The sequence below is a fragment of the Rariglobus hedericola genome (assembly GCF_007559335.1).
GTDB classification, from domain to species: domain Bacteria; phylum Verrucomicrobiota; class Verrucomicrobiia; order Opitutales; family Opitutaceae; genus Rariglobus; species Rariglobus hedericola.
On record NZ_VMBG01000004.1, the window covers coordinates 68,910 to 89,176 of the forward strand.

Here is a 20,267-nt window from a genome sequence, read left to right on the forward strand (position 1 = left end):
TTCCTTATGAGTCTGAGCCCCGAACATCGTTCGCTGTTGATGCGTGCCAACCGTCTGTTGGGAGCGAATCTCGTCGAGGCTAATCTCGTTAAGATCGACAACCTGGAGGCCGCCAACGAACGCCTGCTCGAGCTCATCTCAACCGGCGATTACAAGAAGGGCTCCGTCCTCGCCGTCCTCGCTTACGAACTTCAGGTCGTCAAAGAGAGCGACGTGCTCCAGCACGTCATGGATGAACACGGCGTGGGTCTCGTGGATTTGCGCGCTTACGAAGTGCCGGATGATTTGCGCGCGACGATCGATCTTGGCGCCTGTTGGGCGACGTGGTCCGTTCCGTTCGATCGCGAGGAGGACGTCTATTTTATCGCGACCGCTTATTACCTGAGTCCGGCGGTTCGCATGTATTGGGAGAAACAACTCGGCAGTTCGATCGTGTGGTTCGGCACGACGCTGGAGATGCTCTCTGATTATTTTGAGAAACAAGAAGCGGCCCGTTCCGGTGCCCCCGCCAATCCCTAAGCCGCCATGCCTCTCGGAAAAATCCAGACCCTGATCGTCGGCAAACTCGTGGACATGGGCCGTCTCAGCGACGGCCAGCGCGAGATACTGGTGAACAACCCCGTCGATCTGAACGGCGACGCCTTGGACAAGCTGCTGATCGACGATTATCGCGTCACGCCGTTCCAGATTTTCGTCGCCCGTGCCAAGGCGGTCGGCATGGCTCCATTCAACGTGGCGCGCTGGCGCGTGACCCCGCAGACCTTCGAGCGCATTCCGCAGGATTTCTGTCAGGAGCATCTGGTGCTTCCGGTCGGCCAGGTCGGCGAAACGCTGCTCGTCGCCTTTGCCAATCCCTTCGAGGTCTCCATCCCGGCGAAAATCCAAGAGATGACCGGCATGCGCGTGGCGCGGTTGCTGGGTCGTGAAAAAGACATCAAGGAAAAGTTCTCCAAGGAGAACCAGCCGGCCGCCGGGTTTGAAGATGTCGTCAAACAGATCGGCAAAGAGTTCGGCTCGATCGGCGCGACCGAGGCCATCGAGGTCGATAATGTCACCGAGGATTCCGGTCCGATCATCCAGCTTTCCAACCGCATTATCGAGGATGCGTATTTCGCGGGCACGTCCGACATCCATATCGAACCGTGGGAAAAAGAGGTCATCGTGCGCTACCGCATTGACGGCGTCTGCCAGGAAAAACTGCGTCTTCCCGGCAAGGTCGGCCCGTCCCTCGTCGCGCGTCTCAAGATCATGTGCAACCTCGATATCTCCGAGCGCCGGTTGCCGCAGGACGGACGTATCGTTTTCAAGCAGTTCACGAAAAAAGGCATCGATATCGACCTTCGTGTTTCGACCGCACCGCTCAATCACGGCGAGGGCGTGGTCATGCGTATTCTCGACAAGCAGAAGTCCACCCTGCCGCTCACCGCGCTCGGTTTCTCCGACGAGAATCTGGCCAAATATCGCGAAGCCATCCGTCAGCCCTACGGCATGATCCTGCACTGCGGGCCGACCGGCTCGGGTAAGTCGATGACGCTTTACTCCGCGCTCGGCGAAATCAACGCGCCCGACATCGTCATCCGCACCGCCGAGGACCCGATCGAATACACCCTTGCCGGCATCAACCAGATGCAGATGCACCGGCAGATCGGCCTCACGTTTGCCAGTGCGCTGCGTGCCTTCCTTCGTCAGGATCCCGACATCATCCTGGTGGGCGAAATTCGAGACAAGGAAACCGCCAATATTTCCGTCGAAGCGGCGCTTACCGGCCACTTGCTCATCTCGACGCTGCACACGAACGATGCGCCCAGCACGATCGCCCGTCTCACCGACATGGGCATCGAGCCATTCATGATTTCGTCGTCGATTCTCTGCGTGTGTGCGCAGCGACTCATGCGCCGCGTGTGCAAGACCTGCAAAGTGCAGACCGATCCGACTCCGCGCGAAAAGGAGCTGCTCGAAAAAGCCCTTGGCTGGAGTGGGCCGATCTACAAGGCCGCGCCCAAGGGTTGCCCCAAGTGCGGTCAATCCGGCTACAAGGGCCGCGTCGGTATTCACGAACTGATGATCACCACCGAGGAGCTGATCGAGGGCATCAACAAGGGCATGGAAACGGCGGAAATTAAAAAAATCGCCATGCGTGCCGGTATGAAAACCCTGCACCAAGATTCGCTGCTCAAGGTCAAGGAAGGCCTCACGACCATGGAAGAAGCGATCGCCAACGTGCCGCCCGACCTTTGATTTTCCCCACTATGAAGAAATTTTTCACCCTGCTGGCCTGTGCTGCTCTTTTGGTTTCCGCCGGCTGCTCGAAGAAGCCCAAGGAAGTGCCCGCGGCGATCAAGGCCGAGGCCGCCACGCTCATGAGCGAGGCCCAGTTCGCGATGCAGATCCGCGAGTATTCCCGTGCGGAAGAACTGACCCAGCGCGCACTCAAGCTGCGTGACGACGTGCCCGAGTATTGGGTGTCGCTCGGCATGGTGCGCCGCAAGCAGGACAACAAGGATGGCGCCCGCAAAGCCTACAAACACGCGCTGGAGCTGCACATTGACCGTTACAAGGCGGACAAGAAACCCGAGGAACTCGCCCAGCAGGCGTTTGTTCTTGGACTGCTCGGCAAGACCGAGGATGCGGTCAAACTCTTGGAGAAAGGGCTCAAGGAATATCCGGACAGCGACATCATGAAAAAGATGGCCGATCCGCGCGGTCTGCAACGCACGTTCAAGTCACCCGAGTTCAAAGATCTGTCGGTGTAACCGGCGGATGGGTGTTCATCGCCAGCGTCATCGCGCGAAGCTCGGTGGCGATCTTGGCGAGCTGCGTGTGGATCAAGTGAAGGCGGGCGTCGTCGCTCGTGCCTGTGATTGAATCGAGTGCGGTGATCTGGCTGCACACTTCATCCGAAGCGGATGCATCGGCCTCCACGCCTTGGGCGAGCGAGGAGAGTGCGGTGCGGATTCGGACGGACACCTGGATCAGCCCGGGCGCGGACAGGGATTGACCGTCTTGCAAGTGCAGGGTGAGCGCGGTGATGGCGCGGGTGATGCGTGTGTTGCCATGAAGCAATGCGCCGCCGCGTTCGATGTTGCTTTGCCGGCGCGCAGGCTCGCCGGCCATGCGTTGCAATGAAGCGGCGGCGATACTGTTGGCGGTTTCGGCGCGACGTTTGGCGTGCAGCGTATCGGCGTTAAATGGGTGGCCGTTCACCAAGCCGTCGATCACGGCGGCGAGGTAGTTGTCGCCGGCGCGCAATGCCCCGGCCATCGCGACTGGGAACCGATCGCGTTCCCAACTCGGCCAGAAGAGCAGGGCGGATACGAGTGCGAGCACGCCACCGGCCAGATTGCACAACAAACGGGAGATCGTGAAATCGAGGTGAACGGCGCCGGCGGTTTCCGTCAGCAACACGAGCATCAGCGTCACAAAAAACACCGCGAGCGCGTAGCGTTGTTTTTGATAATACGCGAAGCCGAAGACTGTCACGGCGATAAGTGCATCGAGCACCGGCAGCGGCATGCGCACCCACAGGAATGCGCTCGCGACCGCGCTGCCCGCGAGCGTGCCGAGGATACGCTGTCCGGCCTTTTGACGGGTCGAGCCATAATCGGGCTGGAGCACGACGATGAGCGTGAACGCGATCCAGTAGCCGCGATGAATCCCGAGGCCTTCGTAGAGTGCGATCGCGAACATCGTCATCGCCGCCATGCGCAGCGTGTGGCGCACAAGCAGCGGATCGATTTGCGCGGCGGGATTGATCCACGAGAACAGCGAGCGCGGAGACAGCGTGCTCAACTCCGGCAGACGCAGTGGAAACCCTTCCCGCACCGCGCCGCGATCCACGGTGTCGTGGAGCATGACTTTTAATCCGGCTAATAACTCGTGCAGCTGACGCAGGGTTTCGAGCAGCATGCCGGTTCCTTCCGGCGGAAGCGCGCGCACTTGTTCGGACAGACCCTCTATTAAATGCAGACACCGAGTGAGGCGAACCTCGGATGCTGAAAAATGAACGGGGCGGTGGGAGATCACCGTGAGGGCCACCGAGCGCGTGAGGTTGGTGAGGGCGAGCAGCAGGGAATCGAGCGAAGGCGCAATGCGCGCAAAACAACGATGAGATGCCAGCAGCTCGACGGATGCGTTGAGCGCGGCCGCGCGGTTGCCCAGTCGGGCTGCTTCGACGCGCAGGTCTTCCAAGTGATCCATGAGCGCCGAGGTGCGGCGTGTGCGTGCAGCGGCGAGCACGGCCTGCGTGCGATCAATCGCGGTGCGCAGATCGCGTTCACATTGCGCGAGGCGTTCGTGGCGCGCCTTGGGATCGTCGGCGGTGGGATTTTTGAGCGCGGCGAATACGTCGGATACGGACACCCAGGTTTCAGCGACGGCCTGGCGCAAGGCATGTTGCGGGCGGAACGGCCAGAGCAGGGCTTGCAAGGCCACGCCCCACAGGCCGCCCGCGAAAGTGAACGCGGCGTGGTGCCACCACGGCTGGTTTCCCGAGGGAATTGCCAGCGCCATGATAAACAGCAGGGCTGCCACGATGCCGAGGCCCGGCCCGTAATCGCCGCTCAGGTGTCGGGCGGTTCCGGCCAGCACCGCCAGTGCGGCGATGGATAAAACCGAGATCACCAGATGGCCTGATGCGAGCGTTCCCATGAGTGCGGCGGCGGTGATGGCGGCCGTGACGATGAGCAAAATGACGAAACGAAACCGGTAGGCGCCGCGCACATCGGTGAGTGCCACGACCTGTGCACCGACGGCCGCGAATGAGATTTCGGCGGGGATTTTAAAAATCTGGGCAACGATCAACGGGACGACAAAACCCACCGTCCCCCGCAGTGCTCGGGTGAGTGCGGGGTTGAGCGATTCTTGCTGAAGCAATTCGCCGGCACGGGAGGAAAGCGGGGCGGGAATCATGCGGTTCCGGTGCGGAGACCTTAAATATAGACGCCACCGCCGAGCAGGCGCTCGCCGTCGTGAATTGCGAGGATTTGGCCGCTGGCGAGTCCACGTTGTGGCTCTTCGAAACGCACGAGTGCGGTGTTGCCGCCTTCAGGAATGAACTCGATGGCGACGCGCGGATCACGGTAGCGCACGCGGCCTTCGAGCCGTTGCACTGACGTGACGGGCGAGGCGTTCCATTGGAGTGAATGCACGCGCACCTCGGTTTGAAAAAGTCCCGGTGCATCGGCGGCGTCGAAGGCGACAAGGAGCGCGTTGTCGTCGGCCCGTTTGCCCACGACGACGTAGGCTTGGTTGTCGGTGTTGGACGGGACGCCGATGCCTTTGCGCTGGCCGATCGTGTAATAGTGAAGGCCCGGGTGCCGGCCGACTTCGCGACCGTCGGTGGCTCGCAGAATGGGGCCGGGCTGATCGGGCACGTATTGGCGGAGGAAGTCCTGCATCTTCACCTCGCCGATAAAACAAATGCCCTGGCTGTCTTTTTTAGCGGCGGTGGGCAGGCCGGCCTCGGCGGCGAGGCGGCGCAAATCGGGCTTGGGAATATGGCCGATGGGAAAACGGGCGTCGGCCAGCTGGGCCTGATTAAGCAGTGTAAGGAAGTAGGACTGGTCCTTGTTTTTGTCGGCGCCTTCGATGAGGGCAAACTGACCGTCGGCGAGTTCGGTGCGGCGGGCGTAGTGGCCGGTGGCGACGGCATCGAAGCCGTGATCGCGCGCCCACTGGCGGAAGACCCCGAACTTGATCTCGCGGTTGCACATGATGTCGGGGTTGGGCGTGAGCCCGCGTTTGTAACCATCCAGCAAATACGAGACGACACGCTCACGGTAGTCTTGCATGAGGTTGACCACGCGGAATTCGATGCCGAGGCGGTCGCAGACGGCGCGGGCGTCCTCGATGTCCTGCATCCACGGACAATGACCGATCACGTTGTCCTCATTGATCCAGTTCTTCATGTAGGCGCCCACGATGTCATGGCCCTGCTGTTTGAGCAGCAGCGCGGCGACGGAGCTGTCGACTCCGCCGGACATGGCGACAAGGGTTCTGGAAGAAGCTGACACGGTGCATGACGACGTGTCCGGAGCGTGGGTTTTGTCAACCCATCGCAAGGCGTGGCGTCCCGCAACCAACGTGGAGCATAGGCACGCAACCCGCCTACATTGCGACCGGCCCGAGGGGCCCGGATCATGGAGCGACATGAAACCATCCGATCGGTCCGGTTCCTCACTCTATGACTCCGACGTTTTCCGCATGGCTTGCCGCCAATTCGACCTGGCGGCCGACCTCATTGACCTGGATCGCGACGTGCGCGAGCGCACCAAGCTGCCGAAGCGCTGCCTCACCGTCACCGTGCCGGTGAAGCACGACGACGGGGTGGTGCGTATCTACGAGGGTTACCGCGTTCAACATCACCTCTCACTGGGGCCGACGAAGGGCGGGATTCGGTTTCATCCGGGCGTAACCATCGGAGAGGTCGCGGCACTGGCGATGTGGATGAGTTGGAAATGCGCGCTGGCCGGTCTTCCTTACGGCGGGGCGAAGGGCGGCGTGGCGGTTGACCCGCATGCCTTGTCGCGGCGGGAACTGGAGGCGCTTTCGCGTCGCTACATGCAGGAGATGATTCCGTTTGTCGGCCCGAGTATCGATGTAGCCGCGCCTGACATGGGCACCAACGAGCAGGTCATGGCGTGGATGATGGACACCTATTCGAACCAAGTCGGCAACTCGGTGCCGGCGGTCGTCACGGGCAAACCCATCGCGGTCGGCGGGTCTGAAGGCCGGCGCGAGGCTACGGGGCATGGCGTGGCCTATCTTATCAAGAGGCAACTGGAGTCGATGAGCCTTCGCCCGCAGGACGCGACTGCGGTGATTCAGGGATTTGGCAACGTTGGTGCGGAGGCGGCGCTGGCATTGCGCGGCTACGGTGTGCGTATCGTGGCGATCAGCGACGTGTCGGGTGGGTTTCATAACCCGCGTGGCATCGACCTCGAAGCGGCGCTGCTGCACCAAGCCAAGCATCGCACGCTCGCGGGTTGGGCGGGGGGTGACGCGGTCTCCAACGTGGAGTTGCTGGAGTTGCCCTGCACGGTGCTGGTGCCGGCGGCGATGGAGCGCGTGATCACGGCGGATAATGCCGGCCGGCTGCGGTGCCGTGTGCTGGCCGAGGCCGCAAACGGGCCGACGACCAATGATGCCGACCTGATTCTCCAGGCTCGAGGCGACGTAGAAATCATCCCTGACATCCTCTGCAATGCGGGCGGCGTGGTCGTGTCGTATTTCGAATGGGTGCAGGACTTGCAGAGCTTGTTTTGGACGCGCGCCGAAGTGTTGGTGAAACTGTGCGCGATCCTTGACCGTGCGAGTGAGGCGGTGGAACGCCAGCGCGTGAGACTCGGTTGCCCGCGGCGCCTCGCGGCGCTGGCGCTGGGCATCGGACGGGTGGCGGAGGCCAAGGCGTCGCGAGGATTGTTTCCTTGAGGAACCACGGGCGGACCTTTGAGAGGTTGCGTGGTATTACGCCATGGAAGGGCCTTGCGCGAACGGGTGTTTGCCGATGACCTCCCTCTATGACTGCGAAGGCTGTTTCAGCGGGTGGCAGCGTCCGCTCCTTTGTTTTAATCGATGACACCGCCACTCTGCGCGAGCTGCTCAAGGATGCGCTCACCCGGCGATTCGCGCCCTGCGAGGTGCGGGATTTTGTCGATGGCAAGGACGGGCTCAAGGCCTGCATCGAACGCGCCCCCGACCTGTTGATCGTCGATCTCTACCTGCGCGATACTGATGGGCGGGATGTGATTCGCGAACTGAGGCGGCAGGGGTTGCAGTTAAAAATCATCGTGCTCACGGCGCATCCCGATGCGGGCCTGCCCGCGGAGTTGGTGGGACTGGGCGTGGCCGGTTTCGTGGACAAGAATTCCCCGCTGGAGCAGATCGAGCGTGCGGTGCAACGCGTGCTTGAAGGCGGCATGTTTTTCTCGGCGGCGGTGCCGCCACCCGTGCCGACGGTGGGCAGCGAACCGGATCTGCCGCGCATCGGCGCGGAGGCGCTCTCCGAGCGTGAAAAAGAAGTGGTGCGCATGGTGGCGCGCGGATTTTTGTCCAAGGAGGTTGCCGACAAGCTGGGCCTGAGCACGCGGACGGTGGAAAAACACCGGTCGCGCATCCTGGCCAAGCTCGGCCTGCGTGATGTGCCCTCGCTGGTGCGCTGGTGCCTGCGCAACGGGCTCGGTTAAGGTGGGGCGGGCGGTCCCCGCATGGCGGACTTCTACGCAACGACAAGGGCGCGGGATCTGCGTTATCCTAAACCATGCCAGTTCTCACCCTCAGCCCTTGGTGGCTGCTTCTTTGCGCTCCTCCCGTGCTGCTGCTGGGCGAGGCGATCCTTCGTCGCGCGCCTTGGTTGCGTCGCTATAACATTCCCGAGCCGGTGGTGGGCGGGTTGGTGGTCGGGTTGCTGGTGCTTGCGTTGAAGATCAGTGGCGTGGTGGACATCCGCTTCACCACCCAGGTGACGGCAGCGTGGTGGACCTGGCTGGTGACACCGGAGATCGAGTGGGTCACGAGGCCGGCCAAGGGCGTGAACATGCCGTTGCTGCTGGGGTTTTTCACCTGCATCGGACTCAACGCAACGTGGCGCGTGGTGCGGCAGGGCAGCTGGCAGCTGCCGCTTTTTCTGGGGCTCGCGACAGTCCTGGCGGTTTGCCAGAACGCGATCGGTGTGGTGCTCGCCAAGCTGATGGCGCAATCGCCTCTGCTCGGCCTCGTGTGCGGAAGCCTGAGCCTGACGGGCGGGCATGGCACGGCGCTGGGATTCGCCCATACGCTGGAGCAGTCGGGCTTCGCATCGGCGGCGACGCTGGGTGCCGCGGCGGCAACCTTCGGTCTCGTGTTCGGCAGTCTTATCGGAGGACCGGTGGCGACGCGGTTGATCCGCAAGCATCGGCTGGGCACGGTGACGGCATTGGAAGCGACAACGGGACATGCCACCGAGGAAATTGGCCTGTGGCCCAATGTGAAGGCCTTGGCTTCTCTTGGCACGGTGGCGGTGCGCCATCTGGTGTTGCTGGCGGTTGTGATCAAGGCGGGGGCGTGGCTGAGTTGGGCGATGCAGCTGGCCGGGGTGGTTTTCCCGGCTTACATGGGGGCGATGATCACGGGCGTCGTGTTGCGCAATGTGATCGATTTTTCAGGTGGCAACTGGATCGACAGCCGTGTGGTGGACCTGATCGGTGCGCTGCTGCTGGGCGTTTTTCTGGCGATGGCGATGATGGGGCTGAACCTCTCCGAACTCGCGGGAAGCGCCGGCCCGATGCTGGTGATTTTATCTGTGCAGGTCGTCTTCATCGCGTGTTTCACGACGTGGGTGACGTATCGCTTCATGGGACGTGACTATGATGCCGCGGTGATGGCCGGCGGGCACTGTGGTTTCGGGCTCGGAGCGACCCCGAACGCCGTGGCCAACATGGATGCGCTCGTGCGCCGTTATGGAGGCGCCCCGCGCGCCTTCGTGATCGTGCCCACGGTCGGAGCGCTGCTGATCGATCTGACCAATTCTCTTAATATCACGTGGTTTCTTAATCTTCTCAAATGATCTCATCACGTCTGCTTGTTACCTTGTTATCTTTCGTCCTGCCGCTGGCGGGACGCGGCGCAGCGGAGGTGGTGACGACCACCCGCGGCATGGTGGTCGCGGCCGAGCCGCTCGCGGCGGAGGCGGGGGCGGCGGTGTTGCGCAGCGGAGGCAACGCGGTGGACGCCGCCGTGGCGACCGCGCTCACGCTGGCGGTGACCTATCCGCGCGCGGGCAATCTTGGAGGTGGCGGCTTCATGCTGGTGCGCATGGCCGACGGCACGGCCAAGGCGATTGATTTCCGGGAGACGGCGCCGGCCGGAGCGACGCGAAACATGTATGTGGACGCCGCGGGCCAGGTGGTGGAGGGGCTTTCGACCCAGGGATACCTTGCGTCCGGAGTGCCCGGCACGGTGGCCGGTCTCGCGTTGGCGAGGCAGCGGTTCGGATCGGGTAAATTGTCCTGGTCTGATCTGGTGGAGCCGGCGCGACTTCACGCGGAGAAGGGCTTCACGGTGTCGCCGGTTTTCGCGGAGGATCTGCGCGCGAGTGCCGACCTGCTCGTAGCCAACCCGACGGCGCGGCGGATATTCCTGCGCGAGGGCCGTTATTACGAGGGAGGCGAAACGTTTAAACAGCCTGAGCTGGCCGCAACCCTGGCGCGATTGCAGGCGGAGGGGCCGGGTGAGTTTTATGCCGGACGCACGGCGGTTTTGATCGCCGACGACATGGCGGCACACGGCGGCATCATCACGCGGAAGGACCTTGCCGATTACCGTCCGGTGGAACGCGCGGTGTTGCGCGGACGTTATCGCGGTTATGATTTGCTCACCATGCCGCCGCCAAGCTCGGGCGGCATCGCGTTGCTGCAAATGCTGTCGATGCTGGAGCCGCGTGACGTGTCGTCGCTGGCGCCGACGGGCGCGGAGAAGATCCACCTGTTTGCTGAAGTTATGCGCCGGGCCTACGCGGATCGCGCGGAGTTTTTGGGCGATCCTGATTTTACAGCGATACCGGTGTCGGCGTTGTTGGATCGAGACTATCTCGCACGGCGCGCCGGAACCATCGATGAGAAGCGCGCGACGCCGAGCAGCGAGATCAAGGGCGGCCCCTTGCCCGCGAAGCCGGAGTCGATGGAGACGACGCACTTCTCGGTCATGGACGCGGCCGGCAATGCCGTGAGCTGCACCTACACCCTGAACGGTCTTTACGGCAGTGGAGTGGTCGCGAGCGGAACCGGCGTGCTCCTCAATAATGAGATGGACGATTTCTCAGCGAAACCGGGTGCGGCCAATGCCTATGGTTTGGTGCAGGGAGAGGCCAACGCGGTCCATCCGCACCAGCGTCCGCTTTCGTCGATGACGCCCACCATCGTGTTGCGCAGCGGCAAGGTGGTGATCGTCACAGGCAGTCCGGGCGGGGCGACGATCATCAACACCGTGTTACTGATCATCACCAACGTGATCGACCACGGCATGACACCGGTCGATGCGGTGGAGGGGAAACGGTTCAACCAGCAGTGGCTGCCGGACGAGATCACTCATGAGCCGGATTTTGCCTCGGCGGAGACGATGGCTGCGCTGCGTGCGAAAGGGCACAATTTGCGGGTGCGGAAACTCTATTCGAACGAACCGACGCGCTGGGCGGGCTCGCAGGGCAGCGCCGAGACGATCATGGTCGATCCGGTCACGGGTGTGCGCACCGGAGTGCCTGATCCTCGCCGGCCGGAGACCACGGCGTCGGCCGAGTAAACTGCGCCCGGTTGGAGCGGTATTACGATTGTGTCGTATCGTCGGCCAAGGGAAGCAGCACACGGAATGTGGCTCCCTGGCCGGGTTGGGATTCCACCTCGAGCAAGCCGTTATGCATGGAGACCAACTCTTGCGTGATGAAGAGCCCGAGTCCGTCGGAGCTTTCCCGAGCGGTGGGCGTGGCCGAGAGCGACTGGAACGGCTGGAACATCCGGGCGAGATCCTCGGGTTTAAGGCCGGGCCCGCTGTCGCGCACCTCGGCAAACAGCCAGCGGCCGGACTGCCCGAGGACGACTGCAACGCGTCCGCCGGACGGCGTGAACTTAAGGGCGTTGATGATGAGGTTATCCAGGATTTGGCGCAGTCGGGCGGCGTCGGCGAGGACGCACGGAAGCGGGACGCCGCCGGTGTCGGGAAGTTCGCAGGTGATGGATTGTTGCTTGGCCTCGGCGAGCGACCGGTAGGTTTCGACGGTATCGCGGGTGATCGCAGTCAGGTCCACGGGTGAGCGCTGAAGCTGAAGACGGCCGGCCTCGATGGCGGCTGAGTCCAGGAACTCGCGCACGAGCCCGCCCATGTGGGCGGCGTCGGTGCGGATGTGGCGGGCGAGATCGACGACGGCGGCGGTTTCTTCCGGACGGGTTTCGATGCGTCGTGCCGAAGCGGATACAGCGGAGAGAGGCGCCTTGAGGTCGTGCGCGGCGATCTGGAGCAGGCGGGATTTGAGACGGGCGGCCTGCTCGGCCTCGGCGCGGGCGCGTTCGTCGGCAAGGTGCGCGGCGTGTTCGGCGCGGAGACGGGCGCGCTGGGTGAAGAAGACAACCAGGCCGAGGCCAAGGACCAGGGCGAGGCCGCCGGAGAGCAGCACGGTCTGCTGGCGGCGGCGGGCGATCTCGGCCGCCTTGGCTTCCTGGTCGAGGCGCAGAAGGCGGATGTCGTTGTCGCGACGCTCGGCCTGGAAACGCGCGTCGAGTTCGATCACGCGCAGGCGGATCTGTTCACCGAGGATGGACTCGCGGGTGGAGGCGTAGCGGCGTTCGTAGTAGAGGGTGGAGCGCAATTCGCCGCGCCCCTCGTGGGAGCGGGCGAGTTCGTGGTAGATCTCGGCCAGCACGGGCGCGCTGCCGAGCGGTTCGGCGATGGCGAGGGCGATACGCAACTCGGCGATGGCCTCGTCGAGCCGGCCCAGGCGGCGCAAGGCGGCGGCGACGCGGCGATGACCGCGCGCGATCCGGCGCGGCTGGTCGATGGATTTGTAGATCGCGAGTGCTTTCTGATAGGCGACGAGCGCGGAAGCGGGGTCGCCGGTGAGTAGATCGATGGTGCCGAGATTGGTGGAACTGTCGGCCGCGCCCACGCGATCTCCGATGCTTTCGCGGATTGCTAGGGCGCGCGCATAAAGTGAGCGGGCATCGGCGTATTCACGCCGGGCGAGTTGGTTGTTGGCCGTGCCGTTGAGGACGTAGGCGATGCGGGCCTTGTCTCCCAGGATTTCGGCGTGGCGCAGGGCTTCCTGGAAGGTGCGCTCGGCGGCGTCGTAGTCCCGTGTCTGCGTGTAGGTGACACCCAAGGCATGCTGTCCCGCGGAGATGAGATCGTGGTCGCCGAGTTTTTCGGAGAGGCGCACCTGTTGCTGGAGGGTTTCAACGGCGGCGGGAAAGTCGCCCACAATCCAGTAGGTGCGGCCAAGGAGAAAAAGAAAACCGGCGTGGGCGGCGTCTTCGCCGGAGGCCGCGGCATCCTCGGCGGCGGCACGACCGTCGATCAACGCGTTGGCGTAGTCGCCGCGTTCCTGCAGCCGGAGAATGGTGGCGAAACGCCGGCCGAAATCCGCGGATGAGGGGGTTCGGGCCAGTCGTTCGCCGAGACTGCCGGCACCGGAATAGGCGATGTCGTCGCCGCGGCCGGTTTGATCGATGGAGTCGGAGTCGGCGCGGTCTTCGCTCTGTGCAAAGACGGCGGTGTGCACGAGGAGGAAAATCGTAAGAAAAGCGGAGAACGTCGTTACGCGTCGTGGGAGCACGTGGAGAAGAATCGGCCGTCGTTGTGACGGTGGCAAACCCGCGATGGGGATGGCGTAGATATACGCACTGCAGCGGCTTTGCAGTCCATGGGGAAACGCTCCATTAAAAGGGACATGAAATCACTTTTCGCGTGGGTGGGTGCGCTTGGCTTGGTGGCGACCTCGGTATTCGCGATGCCGATGCCGGTGCAAGTGGCGGAGGGCCGGAGCGGGATGGTGGCGGCGGGGCATCCCGACGCGACGGCGGCGGGGGTCGAGGTGCTGCGCTCGGGCGGAAACGCGGTGGATGCGGCGGTGGCGGTGGCGTTTGCCCTGGGCGTGACCGAGCCGTATGGCTCGGGACCGGGCGGGAAACTGGCATTGGTTTATCGCGAGGCGAAGACCGGGCGGGTGTGGGTGGTGGAGGCCTTGGACGAATCCTCCCGTCATCTGGATGCGGCGGCATTCATGGCTTTGCCGGCGGGCGAACGCCGCGCGGGAGCCCAGTCGGTGGCGGTGCCCGGGTTGGTGGCTGGTATCCTGGAAGCGCATACACGCTGGGGATCGCGTCCGCGTGCGGAACTCATGGCGCCGGCGATCAAGCTGGCCGAGGACGGTTTCGAAGTGCGCCCGGCGCAGGTGAAGTTTTTCAAAGCGCAGGAGAGCAAACTGCAGGCGAACGAGGAGCTGGGGCGGATCTACCGGCCGGATGGGAAATCGGTGGTGGCCGGGCAACGGGTGAGCAATCCTGACCTGGCGACCACGCTGCGACTGGTGGCGGAAAAAGGTGCGGACGGCTTCTACAAAGGGCCGGTGGCGGAGGCGATCGTGAAGTCCCTCGCGGATGCGGGCAGTCCGCTGCGGATGGATGATCTGGCGAGCTATCGGGCGCGAGTGACCGATCCATTGCGCGTGAAGTTCCGCGACATCGAGGTGTTTTCCGCGCCGCCGCCGGTGTCGGGAGGCGGCGTGTTTCTGCTGGCGATGAAGGCGATCGAGACGGAGCGGCTGGAGGGCGGCACGGTGTTGAAGGCGGCGTCGATGAACCGCGTCATGCGGTTGTATCTGGAGGCCGATGCGGAGAGCCGTGAGGTGTTGGGCGACCGGGATGATTCGCGCCGCGCATGGGAACGGTTGCTTGAGCCCGCACGCATGGCGGAGTTGCGGAAAGCCTCGTTGGTGGCGGCGGCCGAGCCGGTGGTTCAGGACGATAGATTCGAAGCGATGGCGGCGGAGACGACGCACTTCGTGGTGGTGGACAAGGCGGGCAATGTGGTGAGTGCCACGCAATCCCAGAGCAATCACTTCGGCTCGGGCCTGGTGCCGCACGGCACGGGAGTGGTGCTGAACAACAGCCTGAGCAATTTCAACCGCACACGGGGGAATCCGAACGAGGCGGCTCCCGGGCGGCGTCCGCGCACGACGATCGCCCCGACGGTCATTGTTAAGAACGGCCGGTTGATGGCGGGAATCGGTTTGCCGGGCGGCAGTCGTATCCCGAGTGCGATGGTGCAGGTGACGACCGACTATCTCTTCTGCGGGCGTTCGCTGGAAGAGGCGATCGCGGCGCCGCGGTTTCATCCGGTGACGCGTCGGAGCGGAGATACGGTCAACCGATTTGAGACGGAGAAGGAAACCGACTACCGCTTGTCCGATGAATTGAAGACTTCGTATGGCTGGAAGGACGGCACGGATTCGGAGACGGAGTCGTTTGGCGGCTTCAATGCGGTCGAGGTGATGCCCGACGGACGCTTGCGCGGTTACGCGGACCAACGCCGTTCGAATACGGCGATGGGGTATTGAGCGGGCTGGGATCGAACAAGGCCGTGAGCCGCGTGTGGACGCGAGACTCACGGCCTTGTTGCGTTTACAGGTAGCTTATACGGTCTGGCTGAAAGCTCTCATTATTGTTGCGCCAATGGTCTTGGATTAGGGACTGCGTGTGACTCTGCTTGCGGTGTCATTGGCATATCATGACTCGCATTGGCTTAGGCTATTCCAACGCCAGTATCGGCGCCGTGCTATGGGCACGAAAAAGCCCCGCCGGAACATCCGGACAGGGCTTAAGCGGAGCCAGTGAGCTGTCTGCTAATTAGGCGGACTGACGACGGCGGCGAAGGCTTGCACAGCCCAGTGCAACGAGTCCGGAGAGTCCGGCGAAAGTAGAAGGCTCGGGAATGGCGGAGCTGGTCACGATGAGGTCGATGGTGGTTCCTGCATTGCCGAAGGCCAGGACGACGTTGAGACCGCCCAGCGTGCCGGTGACATTGGAACCGAAGCTACCGACGACGCTCGAACTGCTGGAGAAGAGCGTGTAGGTGCCGGCGGAGTAGCCCGTCACCGTGGTGAAGACCAGGTTGCTCAAATCAAAGACCCCGTTGCTGATGTTCAGCGAACTGCTGGCTATCAGGTCGCTGGAGCCGGGGGCTGCGAGGTCGATGAGAAACGTGCCGCCGTTGATGGTAAGACCGTCGTTAAAGGTCATCGCGCCGATGGCCGCGGTCTGTGCGTTGGCGGCGTAGGTGCCGACGTTGACGGTCGAGCCTGCGGCGAATGTGGAGTTGCCGTTAAAGGTGCCCGAGCCGCGCAGAGTGGCCCCGCTGGCAACCGTGATGCCGGCCACGCTTGAGCTACCGCCGACGGTAACGCCGTTAACGGTGAGGGTGCCGGCGTTGACCAAGGTGCCTCCGGTGTAGGAGTAGGTATTACCCTCGAGTGAGAGATTGCCGAGCCCCGCTTTGGTGAGCACGCCGTTCTGGCCGGAGATGTTGCGGACCGAGTTTTGCAGGCTCAGGTCGACCCCGGAGTTTTTGACGTCGATGACGCTGGACTGGTCTCCGACGCGTATGCCGCGGTTGGCACTGTTGTTAAACGAGCCCGAGGATGCGGTGAGGCGCAGGGTGCCGTTTGCGATGACAATCGCGTCAGTGTTCGCGATGGCCACGCTACCCAGTCGCGTGGCGCTGTCGAACTCCACGGTGCCGCCGGAGATGGTCAGTCCACCGGCGAAATCGTTGGAAACCCCCGAAAGAACCAAGGTGCCTGCACCGGTTTTATTGATACCGCCGGTGCCGGTGAGCATAGCTGCCGCGTTATTGGAACCGTCGAAGGTGAGCGTGCCTCCGCCGGCGACCGAAAAGTTGGCCTGTCCGGTGTATCCGAGGTTAATGGTGAGGTTGGCGGTCGAGGTGTTGGAAATAAAGGTGACGGTGGGTGAGGAGCCGCCTTGGAACTTGATCGCGTCTATGGCAGCGGTGTTGAAGGTCAGGGTGTTGCTCGTGGGAGTGCTGAGCGTCGAATTACGGATGAACAAGCCGCCTGTGGGGAATAATCCACTGGTGTTGTCGAGCGTCAGGGAGCGGATCGTGTAGGAAGCGTTTATACCCATCATGCCGCCGATTGCGGTGGCGGAACCGCCCAATGCTCCGGTGCCGATGGAAACATCGTCACCGGTGGCGATGGCGGTATTGGGATTCCAGTTGGAGGCGGTGTCCCAGCCGCGATTGGTTCCGCTGCTGCCACCGTCCCAGACGGGCGTGGCTGCTTCGAGCGTGACAAGCGAGGCCAAGAGGATGGATCCGAGTGCTAATCCGCGGCGGACCGGAGTGCGGTAATGATTTTTCATGATGCTGATTTGGAAAGGGTGTGAAAACGCGTGAATTGTTTTTCGGCCGGGCTGTGGATTACGGATTCGCCGGGAGGTCGGCGGCTTTGCGGAGCTCGACGTGTCCGTCGAAGAAGGCGTAATTGCGGCCTCCGCCATGCGGCATGGGAACCTCATCGGCTGCGCCGGCGGCGGGGATGTAGGACGTGGAGTTGCTGTAGTTCACACTGTCCATGTCCGAGATCATCCAAATGTTGGATCGCCCGGTGTAGGTGTTCCAATAGCGGCCCGATGAGGTCTGGCCGGAGCTGGTGGCAGCGGCGGCGGCACCATTATCAATTTCGAGCAGCGTCTTGGGGCGGAGCTGTTCGGGAGTGCCCGCGTCGTTACCGAAGAAATTCTCCGGGGCGGTTTTCGAGTTGGTGGCGAATCCCTGGCCGCGGTTGTTGAGCAAGTAGCTCATGCGGTTGTTGGGTGAAGCGCCGTCCTGGGTGGTGGCATCCTGGACCGCCGTGTTGCCTGGGCAGAGCCAGATCTGGGAGCTTCGGCCGATTTCGAGGTAACGGGCGATGAAGTTAGAAAGCTGGCGGCTGGTGTCGCTGAAGGACACGGCGGCCGCACCGGGCGAGGGATCGCGAATGCCACGAACAAGACCGCTCCACGCACCCGACGACGTCCGTGCCGCGGGGAGCGTGCCGCGGTTGTCCTGCGCGTAAAGAATCACTGCGAGGGAGAGTTGGCGCAGATTGGCTGCACAGGCCGAGGTCTGCGCACTTCTGCGTGCGGAGCCGACGACTGGAATGAGGATGGCGGCCAGAATGCCGATGATGGCGATCACGGTGAGGAGCTCGACGAGCGTGAAACCGTGTGATGCATGAGGTGCGGACTTTCGTGCGTTCATTTCTGTGGTGGATATTTGCAGTCATCGTGCCCGCCGGGGGACGTAGAACTACGCCATGCGCGCGGGGCTGTGGTGAATGGGGAACGGCGCAGGTTGCTCCATCGCGCCAACATCATGGCTGGCAAATTGTTGGTTGCTTAAAAAGCGGCGACCGAAGCGTTTTAAGTGCTTCAAAAATGGTGCGTCCGATGATGAAAAAAACCAAACATTGAGCGAAATTTTCCGAGGCAAATTCATTGCGGGAAAAATTCGCGCAGACACGTGGGGTGCGACCCGCGGAACGCACAAGAAAACGCCGGTCACTGGCATCATGTTCATGATGTCGGAACGGCGATCGCGGGATCGGCGGAAGGGTAACCCTTGATGTGCTCAGGGGTGTTGAGCGCGAAGGCGAAGCCGGACATCAGGCGGACGATCTCGGGAACGGGAATTCTGAAAATACCTTCATTAACCGCGTATCCGTTGACCAAGCCCGGCGTGCCTTTGGGCGAAAAATTTTGCCCGTGAGGATCGCGAACCGTGACGAGATCGGTGGCCTCGTCGTAACCGAGAACGGCGTAGGCGTGATTGGCGGCGAGCGAGGGAACCTTGACGGTCTTCGACGAAGTGCCCGCGGTCATGAGACGCTTTTCACGAGAGGCGGAGCGAAGGAGTTCGCGGAGTTCACCGAGCTTGCGTTCCGCTTCGACGGGCGGGGTGGTGGCGGACTCGAGCCATGGTTTGCAGGAGAAGCGCCGGATGGACCGGCCGGTGAGCACGCTGAGCATGGTGCCGGCGGAACCTCCACGCGTCGCGTTGGCGTAGGGAGTGGCGGGTGACGCGACGGGCTTGGAATCGAGGCGGAGTTTGCCGACGGCTTTTTCGTAGGTGGCGGCCCAGAGACCGTTGCCGCCGGTGTCGGTGCCGAGAGCGATTTCGCCATCGGTGAGAGCAACGATCTCAACCGGGTTGTCCTGTCCGAACGTCACCGTGATGCGCGATCCGTCCGGCGAGGATTTAAAAAGCGCGGGGATGGCGGAAGGGTCGGAGTAGGCGAGCGCGGTGAGAGGCGCGAGGCAGAAGCAAGTGCCGAGGCGTCCCTGGCGAAAACGATCGAGGCGGGGTTCGCCCACAAAAAGAGCGCGGGGCCGTGCATTGATTTTTCCAAGGGCGGAATCGTAGTAACGCTCCAGGTTGGATGTCGTGGAGCGGACCGGATCGGGAGATTCCTCGGCATCGCGGGAGTCGGTAATTTTCAACGTGCTCGCGAGCCGTGGAATGTTGTCGCGGGTGAAGGCGTCGATGGGTTGCTTTTTATTACGCGCGGCCCGGGCCAGCGCGGCGGCTGCGGCGGCGGCTTCGCCTTTGACGGAAGGCGAGGCGACGGCAGTGTCCAACTCGGCAGTGGTCAGCGCGCCGTCATGGTCGGCGTCCCACGCGTCGAAGCCTGCGAGCGCAGACTCGACGAACGTCGGCGCGGTCTTGGCGAAGACGGAGCCCGATATCGTCAGCAGCAGCAGCAGGATCAGAAAATGAGGTTTCATGACGATGTAGTCGCCGGCGGATACGGATTGCGCCTGAATCCCGACGAGGCTCAGGCGCAGGGAATAAGGGAGACGGTTATTGGGCGGGCGATCCGGCGGCCCAGAGCAGGGCGCGCGGGATCATGTTTTCCAAGCCGGGGGTGTTTTCGGGGTGGGGGCTGGAGATGAAGACACGACCCTTGCCGAATGTGCTGATGGCCTGGGCGGGGCTGCCGACCTGGATGCCGGCGGGCGTGTCGTTTTCGGCGACCTCGGTCAGGAAGGTGGCCACCGTGGTGTAGCTGGGGAGGTCCTCGCGACCGGCGGGCTTGATGATGGGGCCGTTGTTGTAGCGGATCTTGAACGTGTTTTCAACGGGGCCGAACAAGGTGCGTCCATCGTCGGACATGCGCAGGTCGAGGAATCCGCGCCCGCGTCGCCATTTTCCGGATACGGTGCGGGCATTAACGATGCCGAGGCTCCAGTCGAAGTTGGTGCAGGCGAGGTAGGCGCCGGCGCAGACGCCGACATAACCGCCGCCGTTGCGGACGAATTCGCGGACTTTTTCACGTCCGACCGGGCCAATGGAATTACCCTGCTTGGAGCCGCTGCCTCCTGAAAAAACGATGACATCAAAGCGCGCGCCCAGATCTGCGGTGCTCACCTCATCGGGAGCGAGCCGGGTGACCTTGGCTCCTGGAATCTGATGCGCCCGCTCCTCGACGTTCTGAATGCCGGAATCGCCTGAGCCGGTGCCGTCGTAGATGGCGACACGGAGTGGACGGGTTTTCTCCGGAGCGGCGACGATGGTTTTGAAACCGTTTACGTCGGGCGGAATCACCGCTGACTTGCTGGAAGGCGGACTGTCGTCTTGAGCCAGCAGCGAGGGTGGGGACATGACTGCCGTTGCAAGGATGGTCGCAACGAACAGGCCTGCTCGGGAAGAGCAGCCGGAAAACATCGGGAGGAAAGGCTTCATATGAATGT

Annotated in this window: 16 protein-coding genes; 8 read left to right on the forward strand and 8 right to left on the reverse strand. The window is 62.9% G+C overall.

The window, feature by feature from the left end; translation table 11 throughout:
- Positions 1-6 precede the first annotated feature (6 nt).
- The 3 genes from FPL22_RS16880 to FPL22_RS16890 are packed head-to-tail and all read left to right on the forward strand — an operon-like array spanning position 7 to position 2,753.
- Entirely contained in the window at positions 7-519 is a 513-nt protein-coding gene (locus tag FPL22_RS16880) for a GspE/PulE family protein (protein ID WP_144354213.1), read from the forward strand.
- A gap of 6 nt (positions 520-525) precedes the next feature.
- Positions 526-2,238: a GspE/PulE family protein gene (locus tag FPL22_RS16885; RefSeq protein WP_144354214.1), complete on the forward strand. Its 1,713-nt coding sequence runs from the start codon at positions 526-528 to the stop codon at positions 2,236-2,238.
- Positions 2,239-2,249: 11 nt separating this feature from the next.
- Positions 2,250-2,753, forward strand: coding sequence for a tetratricopeptide repeat protein (locus FPL22_RS16890; protein WP_144354215.1), 504 nt, complete (start codon positions 2,250-2,252; stop codon positions 2,751-2,753).
- Here the strand turns inward: FPL22_RS16890 and FPL22_RS16895 are convergent.
- The gene (locus FPL22_RS16895; RefSeq protein WP_144354216.1) at positions 2,734-4,908 is read right to left on the reverse strand and encodes an FUSC family protein; all 2,175 of its coding nucleotides are present in this window, start codon (positions 4,906-4,908) and stop codon (positions 2,734-2,736) included. The two genes, FPL22_RS16890 and FPL22_RS16895, sit on opposite strands and share 20 nt — an antisense overlap.
- A gap of 20 nt (positions 4,909-4,928) precedes the next feature.
- A complete protein-coding gene (mnmA, locus tag FPL22_RS16900) occupies positions 4,929-6,011 on the reverse strand; it encodes a tRNA 2-thiouridine(34) synthase MnmA (protein WP_338050339.1) in 1,083 nt (360 codons plus the stop codon).
- Positions 6,012-6,201: 190 nt separating this feature from the next.
- Between mnmA and FPL22_RS16905 the strand changes: the two genes are divergently transcribed.
- The 4 genes from FPL22_RS16905 (at position 6,202) to ggt (ending at position 11,271) form a co-directional block, all read left to right on the forward strand.
- Positions 6,202-7,428, forward strand: a complete 1,227-nt coding sequence (locus tag FPL22_RS16905; protein ID WP_238991462.1) for a Glu/Leu/Phe/Val family dehydrogenase — start codon at positions 6,202-6,204, stop codon at positions 7,426-7,428.
- An 89-nt stretch (positions 7,429-7,517) separates the two neighbouring features.
- Positions 7,518-8,183, forward strand: a complete 666-nt coding sequence (locus FPL22_RS16910) for a response regulator transcription factor (RefSeq protein ID WP_144354219.1) — start codon at positions 7,518-7,520, stop codon at positions 8,181-8,183.
- 74 nt (positions 8,184-8,257) lie between these two features.
- Complete coding sequence (locus FPL22_RS16915) at positions 8,258-9,541, forward strand: sodium/glutamate symporter (RefSeq protein WP_144354220.1); 1,284 nt, start codon at positions 8,258-8,260, stop codon at positions 9,539-9,541.
- The gene (ggt, locus tag FPL22_RS16920) at positions 9,538-11,271 is read left to right on the forward strand and encodes a gamma-glutamyltransferase (protein ID WP_144354221.1); all 1,734 of its coding nucleotides are present in this window, start codon (positions 9,538-9,540) and stop codon (positions 11,269-11,271) included. The genes FPL22_RS16915 and ggt overlap by 4 nt, the downstream gene beginning before the upstream one ends.
- A gap of 22 nt (positions 11,272-11,293) precedes the next feature.
- Here the strand turns inward: ggt and FPL22_RS16925 are convergent, their stop codons facing one another.
- Positions 11,294-13,294 carry an ATP-binding protein gene (locus tag FPL22_RS16925; protein WP_238991463.1) on the reverse strand — a complete coding sequence of 667 codons (2,001 nt, stop codon included), beginning with the start codon at positions 13,292-13,294 and terminating at the stop codon, positions 11,294-11,296.
- Between the two features lie 114 nt (positions 13,295-13,408).
- On the opposite strand from FPL22_RS16925, the gene FPL22_RS16930 reads away from it, so the two are divergent.
- Positions 13,409-15,076, forward strand: coding sequence for a gamma-glutamyltransferase family protein (locus FPL22_RS16930; RefSeq protein ID WP_144354222.1), 1,668 nt, complete (start codon positions 13,409-13,411; stop codon positions 15,074-15,076).
- A gap of 289 nt (positions 15,077-15,365) precedes the next feature.
- Here FPL22_RS16930 and FPL22_RS16935 read toward each other — a convergent pair whose 3' ends face one another.
- The 5 genes from FPL22_RS16935 to FPL22_RS16955 form a co-directional block, all read right to left on the reverse strand.
- On the reverse strand, positions 15,366-16,898 hold the full coding sequence (locus tag FPL22_RS16935) for an autotransporter-associated beta strand repeat-containing protein (protein WP_162525361.1): 1,533 nt from the start codon (positions 16,896-16,898) through the stop codon (positions 15,366-15,368).
- Positions 16,899-16,956: 58 nt separating this feature from the next.
- Entirely contained in the window at positions 16,957-17,778 is an 822-nt protein-coding gene (locus tag FPL22_RS16940) for a prepilin-type N-terminal cleavage/methylation domain-containing protein (RefSeq protein ID WP_144354224.1), read from the reverse strand.
- A gap of 48 nt (positions 17,779-17,826) precedes the next feature.
- Positions 17,827-18,015: a hypothetical protein gene (locus FPL22_RS16945; RefSeq protein ID WP_144354225.1), complete on the reverse strand. Its 189-nt coding sequence runs from the start codon at positions 18,013-18,015 to the stop codon at positions 17,827-17,829.
- Positions 18,016-18,092: 77 nt separating this feature from the next.
- On the reverse strand, positions 18,093-19,301 hold the full coding sequence (locus tag FPL22_RS16950; protein WP_144354226.1) for a C2 family cysteine protease: 1,209 nt from the start codon (positions 19,299-19,301) through the stop codon (positions 18,093-18,095).
- A gap of 76 nt (positions 19,302-19,377) precedes the next feature.
- Complete coding sequence (locus FPL22_RS16955) at positions 19,378-20,178, reverse strand: BPL-N domain-containing protein (protein WP_144354227.1); 801 nt, start codon at positions 20,176-20,178, stop codon at positions 19,378-19,380.
- Positions 20,179-20,267 lie beyond the last annotated feature (89 nt).